The sequence below is a fragment of the Enterococcus sp. DIV0806c genome (assembly GCF_051710905.1).
GTDB classification, from domain to species: Bacteria; Bacillota; Bacilli; order Lactobacillales; family Enterococcaceae; genus Enterococcus_B; species Enterococcus_B mundtii.
Map to the genome: position 1 here is coordinate 2,344,446 of NZ_JBIOLO010000001.1, position 15,994 is coordinate 2,360,439.

Below are 15,994 nucleotides of genomic sequence, written 5' to 3' on the forward strand. Positions count from 1 at the left end.
GTTGAATATTTCTGTGACAACTTCAACCTTTATTTCTTTTTGCGTTCATTTCTCATGATTGAAATTGATTGTTTCAATGACGTCCAAATACCACCTTCACTGTAAACAAGCACGTTTGATTTGTACATATTTGCGGACATGAACATCAATACGAATGTGATGATCACTAAGACGACCAAAGAAATCAATGCGCCACTCATTTCAACTGTTTCATTTGCCAAGCGGATCGGCATGATATATGAAGATAGGAACGGTATATATGAAGTGATGCGGATCACGATATTATTCGGATCAGATGCACCAAGGATCAACCCTAACATATACCCCCCTAAAGAAAGGTACGTCACTGGTAAAATCGCTTTTGCTGTATCTTCGGCTTTGTTGACCAGTGAGCCACATAAGGCAGCTAATACCGCGTAGATCAAAATACCAAAGAACATAAATAGTAAAGAGTACCATAAGAATGGGCCGAAAATACTATCTAAAGAAATCCCATCCAGTACACTTTTAACGATTTCCATATCTTTGAACTGATTGAATCCTATTGCAAAGATGATGCCATATAAAGCCATTTGAGTGACTGCCACTAGCAGTACCCCTGTCAATTTTCCATAAAAATGTTTTTGTGCAGTGGTACTAGACAAAATCACTTCCATGATTCTTGTCCCTTTTTCTGAAGCAATCTCTTGTGCAATGATCTGTGCATACGTCAAGATGATGATGAATAGAATGATTGTTGCAACATAACTGACCGCATATTGAACAGCTGAGTTATCTTCTCCTATCGTCATTTCACCATTTGCATCAAAACTGACTTTTTGTCTTGAAAATGCAGCGGGTTGACTTAATGCAGCCACTTCTTCTGGAGAGATCCCTAAACTACTTGCCCGCATCATCGACTGTAAGCCAGTCAACTGCTGTTGGATCAACAGTTGCGTTGCTTGGCCTAATGAGTTTTCACTAAATAATTCTCCGGATACTTCTCCATTATCTGTCGTGACTACCATGTACGCATCGATCTTTTCGTCAGATAACTTACTTTTGGCTTCATCCTCCGATGAAAAAGCTTCAAAGTGGAAATCCCCCATATCGGATTGACTCAAATAATCAGTGATTTGTTGGTCTTCGGCAATGACACCGATTTTATCTGTTTCACTGTTTTGTTGAGCAAAATTACCTGCTAAGTAAATCACACCCATCAAAACAAACGGCACTAGTATCATAATAATAAAAGAAATCGATTTGACATTTTTCAAATAGACATCTTTCGTGATGATCCAAAACTTACTCATGTAGCTCACCTGCTTTCATCTTGAAGATTTCTTCTAAAGTAGGCGGTTGTTGATTGAACATTGGAATATAGCCAAATTGCGTCGCGCGAGTAAAGATCTCTTTCCCTACATCTGGATGATCCAATGTGATTTCCAACGATTGATCCTCACGAAGAATCACTTTTTGGACCCCGTCGATTTCCTCTATTTCTTGCTGTGATAATCCAGACTCTAAAAATAGCTTTGTTCGTCCAAATGCTTCTCGAATCTCGTGGACTTTCCCATCTAATACCATCTCCCCATTTCGAAGCATGATCAAGTGGTCACAAATCTTTTCAACATTATCCATGTTGTGACTAGAAAAAATGACACATGAGCCATTTTTCTTCAATTCGATGATCCCGTCTTTAAGTAGCTCAGCATTCACTGGGTCCAACCCACTAAAAGGCTCATCTAAAATAATCAACTTAGGTTCGTGGATCAGTGTTGCAATCAGTTGTACCTTTTGTTGATTTCCTTTTGACAAGGACTTAACTTTATCTGTTTTTTTCCCTTTTACTTGAAATTTCTCCATCCAAAAATCGATCTTAGGTTCAATTTCTTTTTTCGTTTTTCCACGTAATGCAGCAAAATAGATCAACTGTTCTTGGATCGATACCTTGGGATAAAGCCCTCGTTCTTCAGGTAAATACCCAATGATATCATAATCTTTTTCACTCAAATGATGACCGTTCCATAGCACTTCGCCTTGATCTTGCGTCAAAAAATCTAAAATCAAGCGAAAAGTCGTTGTTTTTCCTGCACCGTTTTGCCCAATCAATCCCATGATTTTTCCATCAGGTATTTGAAAAGAAACATGATCAACAGCTGTATAACTGCCAAACGTCTTAACCAAATCCTTTACCTCTAGCATTTGCTCACTCCTTCATCCTAAATTCCTCTATCCTTTACTGTACGATATAAAAATAACTTATATATAAAAACTTATGTTATTGTTTTTTATTGTACATATAAAAATGATAGGACACTTTACAGGTTTTGTAAAGCGCCCTCAGTTCAATTTTTATGCAGTTTATCGAAAACATTTTGTGCGACATTTTTTGGTAGACCAATTTCTTGTAACTCCTCAATTGACGCAGCGGTGATGTTTTTTAACGATTTGAACTCTTTCAACAACATTTTTTTTCGTTTTGGCCCTAACCCTTCAATCTCATCTAAGCGCGAAGCAAAACTATTTTTACTACGTAATTGGCGATGAAACGTGATTGCAAAGCGATGGACTTCGTCTTGGATACGTTGCAATAAAAAGAATTCTGGTGAATTTCGTTCAAGCGGAACAACTTCTAATTCATTCCCAAATAACAACTCATTGGTTTTATGCTTATCATTCTTCGCCATTCCAGCGACTGGGATATCGATACCTAATTGATTTTCTAATACATCCTTTGCTACATCGACTTGCCCTTTCCCCCCATCGATCAAAATCAGATCAGGCAATGGCAGTTCTTCTCGTATCACACGTGCATAGCGGCGGTAGATGACTTCTCGCATCGAAGCATAGTCGTCCGGTCCAACGACCGTTTTGATTTTATATTTACGGTATTCTTTTTTTGCTGGTTTTCCATCGATGAACACCACCATCGCTGCTACTGGATCGGTCCCCATGATATTAGAGTTATCAAAAGACTCGATCCGGATAGGTGCTGGGATGTTCATTGCATTACCAAGGCGCTCGATCGCTCCGATCGTTCGTTCTTGTTTCCTAACGATCAAATCAAAGCGTTCGTTCAATGCCACCCTTGCATTTTTATTGGCTAGTTCAACTAACTTTTTCTTCTCACCACGTTTGGGCTGGATGACCTTTGTCGCTAACAACGCCTCAACACTCGGTTGGTCGATCGTATCAGGGATCACCACTTCTTTTGGAATGAAATGTTCATTTTCTTGATAAAACTGCCCGATATATGTTAAGAAGTCCTCCTCTGCTTCATTGTAAAAAGGAATGATCGATACATCTCGTTCAATCAGTTTTCCTTGACGTACAAAGAATACTTGGACACACATCCAGCCTTTATCAATGGCATAACCAAACACATCTCGATCAATCAAATCAGTGTTTGTCATTTTTTGTCTTGTCATGATCGTTTCGATGGCTCTGATTTGATCACGATACTCTGCTGCTTTTTCAAATTCCATATTTTCTGCAGCCTTGGCCATTTTTTCTTGGATCTCGGCTTCGATCATCTCATGACCACCATTCAAAAAGCGTTTGACTTCATTCACGATACTTGTATATTCCGCTGGATCTACATCAAAATAGTAGGGACATAAACATTGTCCTAAATGATAATAAAGACAAGGTTCTTTTGTCTGACTCGGTTTACATTTCCGTAAAGGGAATAAACGATCTAAAATTTTTTTTGTTTCATTCGCAGCCCCAACATCGGGGTAAGGCCCAAAATAAAAGGCTTTGTCTTTTAATACTTTACGAGTGATCACTAAACGAGGATATTTTTCGTTCGTGATCTTTAAAAAAGGATAAGTTTTATCATCCTTTAACATAATATTGTATTTTGGATCATTCTTTTTGATCAGATTGATTTCTAGCAGTAACGCTTCAATGTTAGATTCTGTCACAATGTATTCAAAGTCCTCGATCTCACTGACTAATCGCTCCGTTTTCGTGTTATGGCTTCCAGTAAAATAGGAACGCACGCGATTTTTCAAGACTTTGGCTTTTCCTACATAAATGATCGTACCGTTTTTGTCTTTCATCAAATAGCAGCCAGGCTGATCAGGAAGTAATGCAAGTTTATTTTTTATTCGTTCATTCATGGTGACTGCTCCTTTATATTTCTGATATCGCTATTATAACAGAGGTTGAGATAGAAGTATCAAGCGAAGAGACACAAGAAAAATTTTGCGTAGCTTATCGTATAAATTTTTAAGTATCCTGTACGCTAACAAAAGATTCTATTCTCTTCATTTATGGCTTTTTTGTTCCACGTCTCCGTTCAGTTTTATGACTCGATTAGTCGCAAAAAAACCGAGACAGCAATCCATATGATTGTTGTCTCAGTCTGATGTGTTAGTTACTTATCTTATAAGTGTTGGGCAATCATTTGACGTAATTGATCTTTTGATTGAACACCGATTGCTTTTTCTACTACTTCGCCGTCTTTTTTCAAAAGTAATGTTGGAATACTCATGATCCCAAATTGTTGTGGTGTTTCAGGATTTTCATCAACATCCATCTTCACGATTCTGAATTCGTCTTCGTCATATTCTTCTTCTAACTGGTCTAAAATTGGCGCTTGCATTCGACAAGGTCCACACCAAGTTGCCCAAAAGTCGATTAAAACTAACCCTTTATCTGTTTCTTCGTTGAATGTTGCATCTGTAATTACTTGAGCCATATCAAAGACCTCCATTTATTAGTCTACTCTAAGTATAGCACTATTGGTGCCTAGATTCGAGCTATTTGCTTACCTTTAGTAAGTTTTATTTAAATTTAACAATTGTCGCACCATTGCCCCCTTGATTTCCTGGAGCAAAATCGAAGCTCTTGACACTACGATGATTTTTTAAATAATCGGTGATTCCGGTTCTTAGTGCGCCTGTGCCTTTTCCATGAACGATCGTCACTTGAGGGTAGCCAGCCAAAATTGCCGCATCTAAATATAGATCGACTTCATTTAATGCTTCTTCATAACGCTTCCCTCGAAGATCCAGCTGGTTGGAGACGGTGGAATGAGCATCTGAGCGAACCGTATGGATCACTCGTTGTTGTGGTTCTTTTTGGGGAGCAATCGGTGTTAATTCACTTTCCGAAACGTTCATCTTCAGGATACCGATCTCCACTTGCCATTGGTTGCCATTTTTGCGCAACAATGTTCCACGCTGCCCATAAGTCGTCACGAGTACTTCGTCACCTGGTTTCAATGTTTTCTGTTCTTTCGCTTTTTTCAAGACCTTATTTTTCTTTAATTGTTCTTCTTGATGCAAGTTGGCTAACTGTGATTTTGCATCGATCAATTGATGCTCTTTGACCGTACCCTGCCCCACTTGTTTTTGTAAGTTGCGAATATCTGCAATGATTTTTTCTGCCTTTTCTTCTGCTTCAGAAACAAGTGCGTTGGCTTTTTGTTTGGCTTTCGCCATTTCTTGTTCACGCTCTTCAAAGAAGTAGCTATAAGCTTCTTTCAAATCATTGTACAGACGTTGCGCTTCATCGACATAATGACGCATCTCTAAATACTCTGTTTCTGCCATTTTTCGACGATTCTCTAAATCAGTGATCATTTCATTCAAGTCTTGACTTTCATCGTTCATCAATTGCTTGGCTTCATCAATGACTTGGTTGTCTAATCCTAAACGACTTGAAATCTCAAAGGCATTACTTCTACCCGGCACGCCGATCAACAAGCGGTAAGTTGGGCTAAGAGTGTCAACGTTGAACTCCATACTCGCATTGATGGTATTCGAGCGATTGTAGCCATAGACTTTCAATTCAGGATAATGTGTTGTTGCCATCACATAGGCAGATTTCTTTCCGAGATCATCTAAAATAGCAATGGCTAGCGCTGCTCCTTCTTGAGGATCAGTCCCCGCACCTAGTTCGTCAAATAAAACTAAGCTTTTTTCATTGACTTTGGAAAGGATATCCACGGTATTTGTCATATGTGAGGAGAAGGTCGATAAACTTTGCTCAATCGATTGTTCATCTCCGATATCAGCAAAAATATCTTCAAAGATCCCGATCTGACTTTCTTCATCCGCCGGGATCGGTAACCCTGCTTGCCCCATCAATTGCAATAAGCCCAGTGTTTTCAACGTGATGGTTTTCCCACCAGTATTTGGTCCGGTAATGACAATCGCTTGATAGTTTTCCCCAATCGAAATATCATTTGGCACGACTTTTTCTTGATCGATCAATGGGTGTCTTGCTTGCTTCAAATCAACGATGTTTTCTGTACTGATCGTCGGTACGATTGCCTTTAGTTCTTTCCCAAAGCGTGCTTTCGCATTCATCAAGTCCATTTTTCCAATGACATACGCATTGTGGATGATTTCTTGGCGATGAGGAACTAACTCCGCCGACAACTCGCTTAGAATACGTTGGATCTCATTGCGTTCGGCAATTTGATATTGACGCAAGCGATTGTTCAATTCCACGACCTGTTTTGGTTCAACGAATAGTGTTTGTCCCGAAGAACTTTGATCATGGACGACTCCGCCAAACACACCACGATATTCTTGTTTTACTGGAATAACATAGCGGTCGTTTCTCATCGTAATGATGGCATCACTTAGGTATTTGGCATTTTTCCCACGAACGATCCCATCTAATTGTTCTCTAACTGCTTGTTCACTTCTACGGATATTATGACGGATCGTCTTCAACTCTGGAGAGGCATCATCCGTCACTCGTCCATCATCGTCGATTGCTTCTTTCAAACGACGACTCAAAGATGGGATAGCGACTAATTGATCTGTCCAAAAATAAAGACGCGCAAACTCAATCTCGCTATCTGCTAAATCATCAATAAAACGTCGCAACTCACTAGTAGTAGATAAGACACGAGAAACTTGTGCTAACTCGACCCCATTAAGATCCGCACCGATTTCGATACGTTTCATATGCGGACGGATATTCTCTAATTTTGGGATTGGGATACCGCCACGCAATCGTTGGACTTTTAGACCATCTTCTGTTTCTTCCAACCAATATCTGATCGTCTCTGCTTCATTCACTGGCACAAGCTGGGCTAATTCTTCTTGCCCTTGTGCTGTAATCACAAACTGTCGTACTTGTTGTTTTACTTTTTCAAACTCTAATGTTTCTAGAATGCGTTTGTTCATTTTTTTCACCTTACTTTCACTAAAAAAGAGGCCGATAGATGGCTAAGCAGTCTTCAAGACTAACCAACATCTTCATAGCCTCTGTCATTGACAAGAAATCATTTCTTACTTAGTTAATCACTTGTGTCACCCATAGATCATACATTTTATTTGCTAAAATAGGTGTTCGTTCAACCATAAATGTTGCAAGATTATTGCCACTAAATTGGTTTTGGATAAATCCCACCGGAATAAACGTCAGTAAACGTAAAACTAGAACCAAGGAAATATAGGTGATGATCACGGATAAAATCCCGCCAGCCACCCAGTCTAATTGCTTTAGTACAGGAATAAACGTCAACCCATGAGCGAATACCCCAATGAATCGTGTGACTAGCCAACCAATAAATAAAATGATCAAGAAAGCCACCCCTGCATAAAATGCTTCATCTAATTTAAATGAAAAAGCTTGATCAAAAAAAACTAAGTTAGAATTGGCTGTTACCGCAGGATAAGGAATATATAATTGCAGATGATTGGCTAATGTTTTGTAATAGGTTTGTGCTGCTAGAAATGAGACAAAATAGCCAACCAGATAAATCCCCTGTAGCGCAAAACCACGACTGGCTCCAGAAAAAAATGCAATCAGCAAAATAAATAAAATCAAAAGACTAAGCATACATTCTTCCTTTCTCTTCTATAATAATATCAATTTGAAGATCTTTGTTTGATTTGACCTTTTCGTTTTTCATTTAGAATCTGTTGTGCTTCCACATGATTTTTGATCTCATGGTCACTTCCATTTTCTTTCAATACTGCTCGTGCTTCGTTTTCAATCGCTTCGATTCGTTTGATCCGATTTTCCATTTCTGTGAATCTCACCATTTTTTGTTTCAGTTCTGTGACTTCTTTTATTAAATTCAAATTTTTTTCCTGTCTTTTCAATTGATCGGAAAATGCATTGACTGCTAATAAAATAGCTGCTTGTTCATTGTCTAATTGAGGGGACAATTCTTTCAGTTCAGCTAATTGTTCATTGATTAATTTTGTGACCATATCCATATGCTGTTTTGATTCTTGCCCGATAATAGTATACGTTTGGTCCGCAATCACCGCTTTATAGCGTGTTTTTTCATGTGCCATATGAATCTGTCTCCTCCTATTGCCAAAAATATTAACTAGTGTACCATATAGTTAAGCAATTAACCGTACACGAAAAACTTCATTATAAATACTTTACTATTATATGATAAACTTTGCAAAAATGCTATGTGTGCATTGATTTCAAATCAGCTGGATCTAGTCAAATACAACTTTTCTTACGACTGGATCGCAACAGGAGGAAAACATGAGTAACATTATCTTAAAAGTAACGACAAATCAAATGAATAAGATGAAAGAGGCGTATCGCCCATTTCTAGTACAAAAACCGATTCCATATACTCTTTTTTCAGCAAAAAAAAATGGCACAACGATCACTGCCTATACTTCTGGAAAAGTGATGTTTCAAGGCACCGGCGCCGAACAAGAAGCAGCAAAATGGGGAAATCCACTTACAGCAAAAAAAGCGACACAAACTAATTCTTCTTCCTTACCCAAAGATCTACAAACACTATCTGTTTTAGGGAGTGACGAAGTCGGCAACGGTAGTTACTTTGGCCCACTGACTGTTTGTGCTGCCTATGTCGATCAAACACAATTGAAAGAATTACGCACGTTAGGCGTCAAAGATTCAAAAGAATTAAAAGATGGACAAATCATTCAATTAGCCAAAGTATTAAAGGAAACGATCCCATATCAATTACTGGTCTTGCCACCAAAAAAATACAATGAGATCCAACCTACGTATAATGCAGTGAGAATGAAGGTCACTTTACACAATCAAGCTATCCACTTATTGTTACAAAAAATAGCACCAGTCAAGCCGGATGCTATTTTGATCGACCAGTTCACACCGGAAGCCAACTTTAAAAAATACGCGCGTTTAGAAAAAAATCAACTCACCGAAAAACTCTACTTTGTTACAAAAGGTGAACAATATCATTTAGCTGTTGCTGCCGCTTCGATCATTAGTCGCGCAAGCTTTTTAGAAGAGTTGGACAAAGAATCTGCTGAACTTGGTCTCACGCTTCCTTCTGGTGCAGGTACAAAATCCGACCAAGTCGCTGCAACGATTTTAAAAAAAGGTGGCGAAGCCTTGTTAGCAAACTATGCAAAATTGCATTTTGCGAATACAGAAAAAGCCAAAAAATTAGTCAACTAACTATCCGTTTTAGCTTGTTCCGCTTTTCTTTAAGTTCGATTTAAGTTTTGTTGTTTATCCTCATGTTCAAGAGGTGAAAACGATGAAAAAAATGCGAATTATTATTATTTTATGTATAATCGGGATCATTGCCCTTTTCAAATTTGGTCTTAGCAATCAAGAAACAAATGCGAGACAACAGACAAGTAACAGTGTCTCTAGCATCATAACAACTGATTCTTCTTCAGAGACCCTCATAAAAATCGGAAAAGAAGATGCCACATTGTATGCAGATTCGTCATTAAGTGAACCGCTTATTTCCGTCAACGCTGGTGAACTGGTTACGCTTCTTTCAACTACAGCCAACGCCTACAAAATTACCACGAATGATGGTGAAACGGGCTATTTATCACTTACGGACGGCTCATCACTGACTCGCTCGACACAAGAGCTACCGAGTGACCTATCAGAAGCAGTGATCGTACTAGATCCTGGACACGGAGGCGACGATACAGGCGCGCTTAGCACAGATGGACATACAGAAGAAAAAACAGTGACACTCGCTGCCGCAAAACAGTTACAAACGAGTTTAGAAGCCGCTGGCGCAACGGTTTATTTAACACATGAAACAGATGACTACATTTCTTTAGATGACATCTGTTCATTTAGCGAAGAAAAAGCCGCTGACCTTTTTATCAGCTTACATGCTGATTCGACTGAATCGCCCAATGAAGCAACTGGTACCACCACTTATTATTATTACAATAGAGACCAACGTCTAGCGGAAACTGTTTCTGATGAACTGGCGGATCTGCCCATTACATCTCGTGGAACTGCTACAGGGAACTATCAGGTGTTAAGAGAAAACCTTCAGCCATCCCTCTTGATCGAAATGGGCTATATGAATAATGACGAAGATTTAGCTACATTGGCTACCGTTAACTATCAACAACAGTTGGCGCAATCGATCACACAAGCGCTACTCACTTATTTCAATCAGTAATTTTTTTCTAGACGCAAGAACCTCGTTAGGTATTGATGTTTCATCAAGCCCAACGAGGTTCTTCAATTTCATCAGCAACCAGTTGTCAGTAAATGGTCACCCCTGAATCTGTTTATATTTAAACGATCTAATTGATCAATTCCCATGGTCCCCATTGTTGAGTTCCAGGTTCATCGCCTTGTGTCCACCATTTTGCCTGATACGTATTGCCTAGATGAGTGACTCTATCTCCCATAAGATAGACTGTTCCTGAATCCCATGCCGCATATCCAGGCACACTGTCTTCCAAGGTTTGAACGATCACTGATTGACTAGCAGCCGAAACATTGCTTGACGCATCGAATGCTTTGACAGTATACGTATACTCTGTATCAGGTGTTAATCCCGTATCTGTAAATGTTGGTGTTCTTGGTTGTCCGACTAATTGTCCATCACGGTAAACATAGTAACCTGCTACTCGCTGATTATCGGTCGAAGCCATCCAGTTCAATGTCACTTCTGTTGTAGTGATCGTTGTCGCTGCAACATTTGTTGGAATCGACGGTGCCTCAACATCTGATGGGTCTGGCGCTTCTGTACCAAAGATCACTTGGTGATTGATTTCAATGCCTTCAGTCCCAATTCGTTGACTTAAAGTGATCGTATCAATATGATCAACCAAAACCTGTGACGTATCAGATTGTAATCGGAAATCATAAGAATCCCCAGGCGCAATCTCTCTGCCATCATAAACGGAAGATAGATCAACTGTCACTGTGCCATTATCCATAGAAACAGTTCCAGCTTTATAGTTTCCTGCACTTAATGTTTCATTGCTATTCAAGTCGATCGTAAATTTAGGCAACTTGACTGTTTTCTGTGCAGCCTCAACAGCGCTTAATACAGTAGATGATTCTGTCAATGTTTCATTATTTGTCACTGTGATTTCGTACCCGCTTACATTATTCTCTGTATAAGGGGTGATATCCACAGAGATGTCTAATGGTGTACTAACGATTTCGTGCTGCGGTAATGGCGTATTCCCAAATAATCCTTCTTTGATCGCGTTCGTCAGTTCGTCACGTTTTGTACTTGTCGTTTCCTTGTCTTGTGATTGCATCCAAGAAATCACACCGCCTAATTGTTCTTCCTGTACATATTGTGTTTTATAACCGATCGAGCGTACGTTATCAAAACTGAAAAATTCGCCAGTTTCTGTACTATACATGTAAGGGGCCTTCGCTACATCATCCCAGTATTCAGTCAATCCACTCGTTGCACTGATCAAATCTGGAATATTTCGATAAGGCCAGACACCACCGGCTCTACCACCATCCCCTACAACTAATGGACTTTTATTTTTTGCCCCGTATGTTGCCGTTAGGTCAGCATTTCGATTACTCTGTTCAGCCGTTTGGAACAATCCCGGTAGTAACGGATTATTGCCTTCTGCTACTTCATGCCAACCACGAGTATAAAAAGCTGCCCCAATCACGATTTTTTCAGCTGGCGCACCTTCATCCCTTAAAAACTGAACCGTTTGATCTACCGAAAGTCCTTGGTCATAATTAGGATCAGCAGGATTCCCATAAAGCGCTGTATGATGTCCACTGCGGTCTCCCCAACCACCGTTCATATCATAGGTCATGATATTTGCAAAATCAACAACTTCAAATAAACCATCAATGTCTATCCCTGAAGATAATTTACTTTGAGATGCAGGTAGCGCAACTGATAATTCATAGGTCTTTCCTAGTTCTTCGCCTTGTTCATCAATCGACTCACGAATCTCATTTAGCAAAATGATATAGTTTTCTTTATCTTCAGGTACTGCATATGGCGTTCCTTCATCATTGACATTATCTACCAAGTCAGGTTGTCGAACATCTGCAGGATACTCCCAATCGACATCAACAAAATCCATATTCGTATATTTGATGAATCGGGTGACGTTTTCCACTAGATTTTGTCGTTTCACTGGATCAGCCGCTACTTCAGAAAAATCACCTGATTTAGACCAGCCCCCCAAAGAGACACCAATTTTCATATTGGGATTTTTCCCACGTAGATCTTGGATCGCATTCAAGATACCCGAGCTTGCTGAATTCCATTGAACCCCTGTTTGTCCTACAGGCGCACCAACAGCAGCATCCGTATCTGTAAATTCTAAATCGCCATTACTATCAAAATCTAAAAAGGCAAAATTCAAATGAGTGATTTGATCAGCTGGAATATCTTTAGGATAGAAATTTCCTTCTCCACCCCAAATCGACCAATCGCCATAGTACATGACATTGCGATAAGGCGCGACCTGAGTTTCCCGCACCTCTTCAGCATGAACCTCTGGTGACTCATTAAATGCTGGTAAAGTCATTGAAACAATCGAAGAAAATAACAAAGCAACTAAACTAATACTCTTAATTCTTTTCATATCAATCTCATCTCCTTTTTTTTATCAGTTTATTTACGGAAAAACACGCGCGTCCAAATCACAGGTTAAAAAGTTATTTTATCACTCCTCTAAAATTAGAAATCAACTATAATTCAATTAGAAACGTCTTACAAATATGAATTTAACATTTATTTATTTTTAATGCAACTAATTGGAACCGATTACACCTATCGCTTTTCAAGTTATTTTTAAGCCATATGATTTTGTTTATTTTTTAACTAACATGTTTTTTTCGGTAAATTCGAGTAAATAAGATAAATAACAACGACAGAATAACATTATAAAAAAAAGAACAAGGCAAGCTGCCCTGTTCTTTTTTATCTAAATTAACCAATTAATTCCCAAGGACCCCATTGTTCAGTTCCTGGCTCATCACCTTGTGTCCACCATTTCGCACGATAAGTATTTCCTTTATGAGTTACTACATCACCTAAATCATAGACTTTGTTAGCATCCCATTCGCCTTCAGCTGGAGGAGTTGTTTCTTCTAAAGTTGTGACAACTAATGCTTTGCTTTCTTCTGAAACATTTCCTGCTGCATCAAATGCTTTTACTGTATATGAGTATTCCGTATTCGGTGTTAACCCAGCATCAGCAAATGAAGTTGTTGCTGATTGACCAACTTGTTTGCCATCACGGAAAACATAGTATCCTGCGACTGCAACATTGTCAGTTGAACGAGTCCAAGACAATGATACATTTTTCTCACCGATCGTTGAAGCTTTCAAGTCTAATGGAATTGAAGGTGCTTCTGTATCTACTGGTGCTTTTTCTAACGTTTTAACAACTAATGCTTTACTTTCTTCTGAAACATTTCCCGCACGGTCAAATGCTTTTACTGTATATGAATATTCTGTATCTGCAGTTAAATCAGCGTCAGTAAATGAAGTTGTTGCTGATTGACCAACTTGTTTGCCATCACGGAAAACGTAGTATCCTGCGACCCCTTTGTCGTCAGTTGATTTTGTCCATGATAGAGAAACGTTTGTTTCACCGATTGTTGAAGCTGTAAGTCCTGTTGGTACTGAAGGTGCTTCTGTATCAGGTGTTCCTGGTTCAGTCGTTGAACCTTCACCAAAAATCACTTGTTTATTGATTTCGATACCTTCGTCCCCAATTCTCTGGCTTAATGTGATTGAGTCGATATTGTCAACAGCGACATCTGCTTCAGCAGCATTTGAACTCAATCTGAACTCATAAGATGCACCTGGTGCGATTTCTTTGCCATCATATACAGAAGACAAATCAACGATTGCAGCGCCATCAACATTTGTTACAGTACCTGCTTTGTAATCGCCAGCGCCAAGTTTTTCATTTGTCGCCATTGGAATCACTAGTTTAGGTAATTTGATTGTTTCTTGTGAAAATTCAACTAATTTCAATACAGAAGAAGTTTCTTCCATTTTTTCATTGTTGGTAATTTTTACGTCGTAACCACTAACGCCATATTGTGTATAAGTTGAGATCTCAACATCCACATTCAATGGTGTGCTCTTGATTTCAAATTCTGGAAGTTTCTCACTACCTAACAATCCTTCTTTGATTGCATTGGTCAACTCATCACGTTTTGTACCAGTTGTTTCTTTGTCTTGTGATTGTTGCCATGAAATGATTCCACCAAGTTGGTTTTCTTTTACATATTCAGCTTTATAAGTCACTGATTTTTCATTTTCGTAAGTAAAGAATTCACCAGTTGTTTCACTGTACATAAATGGTGCTTTCGCTACGTCATCCCAATACTCTTTCAATCCAGATGTATCACCAAGTAACGTTTCAATATCACGGTATGGCCATACACCACTAGCACGTCCACCGTCACCTACTTTTAATGGATTTTTATTTTTCGCTCCATAACTTGGTGTTTGATCGGCATCTTGACTTGATAATTCTGCTTTTTGGAATAATCCCGGTGCCTCTTCATTATCCCCTTTTGCCACTTCGTTCCATCCACGAGTATAGAATGCTGCCCCAATAACGATTTTTTCTGACGCCGCACCTTTCTCACGTAGGTATTCTACTGTTTGATCTACTGAGAAGCCTTCATCATAATTAGGATCAGCCGGATTTCCGTAAAGTGCTGAATGGTGACCACTTGTATCTGACCATGCGCCAGTTAAGTCATACGTCATGATGTTTGCGAAATCGACAACATCAAATAGTCGTTTCACGTCGATACCTGAATCTAATTTACCTTGAGCTGCTGGCAATGCAACAGATAGTTCATATGTTTTCCCTAATTCTTCGCCTTGTTTATCAATTGTTTCGCGAATTTCATCTAATAATTTTATGTAATTTTCTTTATCTTCAGGTTTTGCATTTGGTGTTCCTTCGTCATTTACGTTATCCACTAGATCTGGTTGACGTACATCTGCCGGGAATTCCCAGTCAACATCGACAAAGTCCATATTTGTGTATTTAATGAATTTTGCTACATTATCTACAAGGTTCTTACGTTTCGTAGGGTTTGCTGCTACTTCAGAGAAATCTCCTGATTTAGACCAACCACCTAATGAAACACCAATTTTCATGTTTGGATTTTTTCCACGTAAATCTTGAATCGCATTTAAGATACCAGAACTAGCAGAGTTCCATTGTACGCCCGGTAATCCTACAGGAGCGCCTGTCGCTGCGTCTGCATCAGTAAAGACTAGTTCGCCATCACTATCAAAATCTAAAAAGGCAAAATTCAAGTGAGTCAATTGATCTGCTGGGATATCTTTTGGATAAAAGTTACCTTCGCCGCCCCAAATCGACCAGTCACCATAGTACATTACGTTTCTATAAGTTGCTTGTTGTTCTGTTTGTTGGATTTCTTCTGCATTGACGATAGACAATTCCCCAATTGTCGGAAGCGTCGTTGAGACAACAGAAGAAAATAACATTGCTGCCAACCCAATTTTTTTAACACTTTTCATTTTTAATTCTCCCCTTTTTACACTATTCACTTTTCAAAAAACAATTATGTAACACAATTAACACGAAAATATGTTATTCATTCCCCCTCTATTTCTCTAAAATAGTGAGTTAAACTCAGTGAAGCTTTTGTTGCTAACAGAATATTATCACCTGAAAATGGCTTTTTCAACCGTTTTCCTAAAATTATTTAAAAAACAAATTAAATCACCTTGGTTATTTAACTAATTTATAATCGTTATTATTAAAAATCTTTATATCACTTGCTTTTCACCTCTTTTTCTCAATTGCCT

Annotated in this window: 11 protein-coding genes; 2 read left to right on the forward strand and 9 right to left on the reverse strand. The window is 38.9% G+C overall.

The window, feature by feature from the left end:
- Positions 1 to 29 precede the first annotated feature (29 nt).
- From IGK77_RS11010 to zapA, 7 genes are all read right to left on the reverse strand, one after another.
- A complete protein-coding gene (locus IGK77_RS11010; protein WP_071867323.1) occupies positions 30 to 1,292 on the reverse strand; it encodes an ABC transporter permease in 1,263 nt (420 codons plus the stop codon).
- Positions 1,285 to 2,184 (reverse strand): ABC transporter ATP-binding protein, encoded by a 900-nt coding sequence (locus IGK77_RS11015; RefSeq protein ID WP_071867322.1) that lies wholly within the window; start codon positions 2,182 to 2,184, stop codon positions 1,285 to 1,287. The genes IGK77_RS11010 and IGK77_RS11015 overlap by 8 nt, the downstream gene beginning before the upstream one ends.
- A gap of 143 nt (positions 2,185 to 2,327) precedes the next feature.
- The gene (uvrC, locus tag IGK77_RS11020) at positions 2,328 to 4,106 is read right to left on the reverse strand and encodes an excinuclease ABC subunit UvrC (protein ID WP_086334992.1); all 1,779 of its coding nucleotides are present in this window, start codon (positions 4,104 to 4,106) and stop codon (positions 2,328 to 2,330) included.
- A gap of 266 nt (positions 4,107 to 4,372) precedes the next feature.
- Positions 4,373 to 4,687, reverse strand: coding sequence for a thioredoxin (gene trxA, locus IGK77_RS11025; RefSeq protein ID WP_010734835.1), 315 nt, complete (start codon positions 4,685 to 4,687; stop codon positions 4,373 to 4,375).
- Between the two features lie 85 nt (positions 4,688 to 4,772).
- Positions 4,773 to 7,133 (reverse strand): endonuclease MutS2, encoded by a 2,361-nt coding sequence (locus IGK77_RS11030; RefSeq protein ID WP_019722436.1) that lies wholly within the window; start codon positions 7,131 to 7,133, stop codon positions 4,773 to 4,775.
- Positions 7,134 to 7,242: 109 nt separating this feature from the next.
- Entirely contained in the window at positions 7,243 to 7,791 is a 549-nt protein-coding gene (locus IGK77_RS11035) for a CvpA family protein (protein ID WP_071867319.1), read from the reverse strand.
- Positions 7,792 to 7,820: 29 nt separating this feature from the next.
- Positions 7,821 to 8,255: a cell division protein ZapA gene (zapA, locus tag IGK77_RS11040; protein ID WP_010734832.1), complete on the reverse strand. Its 435-nt coding sequence runs from the start codon at positions 8,253 to 8,255 to the stop codon at positions 7,821 to 7,823.
- 205 nt (positions 8,256 to 8,460) lie between these two features.
- On the opposite strand from zapA, the gene rnhC reads away from it, so the two are divergent.
- Both rnhC and IGK77_RS11050 read left to right on the forward strand, forming a co-directional pair.
- On the forward strand, positions 8,461 to 9,375 hold the full coding sequence (gene rnhC / locus IGK77_RS11045; protein WP_074800287.1) for a ribonuclease HIII: 915 nt from the start codon (positions 8,461 to 8,463) through the stop codon (positions 9,373 to 9,375).
- A gap of 82 nt (positions 9,376 to 9,457) precedes the next feature.
- The gene (locus tag IGK77_RS11050) at positions 9,458 to 10,357 is read left to right on the forward strand and encodes an N-acetylmuramoyl-L-alanine amidase (RefSeq protein WP_065095681.1); all 900 of its coding nucleotides are present in this window, start codon (positions 9,458 to 9,460) and stop codon (positions 10,355 to 10,357) included.
- A gap of 127 nt (positions 10,358 to 10,484) precedes the next feature.
- On the opposite strand, the gene IGK77_RS11055 is transcribed toward IGK77_RS11050, so the two are convergent.
- Both IGK77_RS11055 and IGK77_RS11060 read right to left on the reverse strand, forming a co-directional pair.
- Positions 10,485 to 12,767 carry a glycosyl hydrolase family 18 protein gene (locus tag IGK77_RS11055; protein ID WP_438713187.1) on the reverse strand — a complete coding sequence of 761 codons (2,283 nt, stop codon included), beginning with the start codon at positions 12,765 to 12,767 and terminating at the stop codon, positions 10,485 to 10,487.
- A gap of 347 nt (positions 12,768 to 13,114) precedes the next feature.
- Positions 13,115 to 15,703 carry a glycosyl hydrolase family 18 protein gene (locus IGK77_RS11060; RefSeq protein WP_071867315.1) on the reverse strand — a complete coding sequence of 863 codons (2,589 nt, stop codon included), beginning with the start codon at positions 15,701 to 15,703 and terminating at the stop codon, positions 13,115 to 13,117.
- Positions 15,704 to 15,994 lie beyond the last annotated feature (291 nt).

Excerpts from the sequence above, each read along its gene's own strand:
- IGK77_RS11010 (WP_071867323.1), bottom strand. The coding sequence starts at position 1,292 with ATGAGTAAGTTTTGGATCATCACGAAAGATGTCTATTTGAAAAATGTC.
- IGK77_RS11015 (WP_071867322.1), bottom strand. The coding sequence starts at position 2,184 with ATGCTAGAGGTAAAGGATTTGGTTAAGACGTTTGGCAGTTATACAGCT.
- uvrC (WP_086334992.1), bottom strand. The coding sequence starts at position 4,106 with ATGAATGAACGAATAAAAAATAAACTTGCATTACTTCCTGATCAGCCT.
- trxA (WP_010734835.1), bottom strand. The coding sequence starts at position 4,687 with ATGGCTCAAGTAATTACAGATGCAACATTCAACGAAGAAACAGATAAA.
- IGK77_RS11030 (WP_019722436.1), bottom strand. The coding sequence starts at position 7,133 with ATGAACAAACGCATTCTAGAAACATTAGAGTTTGAAAAAGTAAAACAA.
- IGK77_RS11035 (WP_071867319.1), bottom strand. The coding sequence starts at position 7,791 with ATGCTTAGTCTTTTGATTTTATTTATTTTGCTGATTGCATTTTTTTCT.
- zapA (WP_010734832.1), bottom strand. The coding sequence starts at position 8,255 with ATGGCACATGAAAAAACACGCTATAAAGCGGTGATTGCGGACCAAACG.
- rnhC (WP_074800287.1), top strand. The coding sequence starts at position 8,461 with ATGAGTAACATTATCTTAAAAGTAACGACAAATCAAATGAATAAGATG.
- IGK77_RS11050 (WP_065095681.1), top strand. The coding sequence starts at position 9,458 with ATGAAAAAAATGCGAATTATTATTATTTTATGTATAATCGGGATCATT.
- IGK77_RS11055 (WP_438713187.1), bottom strand. The coding sequence starts at position 12,767 with ATGAAAAGAATTAAGAGTATTAGTTTAGTTGCTTTGTTATTTTCTTCG.
- IGK77_RS11060 (WP_071867315.1), bottom strand. The coding sequence starts at position 15,703 with ATGAAAAGTGTTAAAAAAATTGGGTTGGCAGCAATGTTATTTTCTTCT.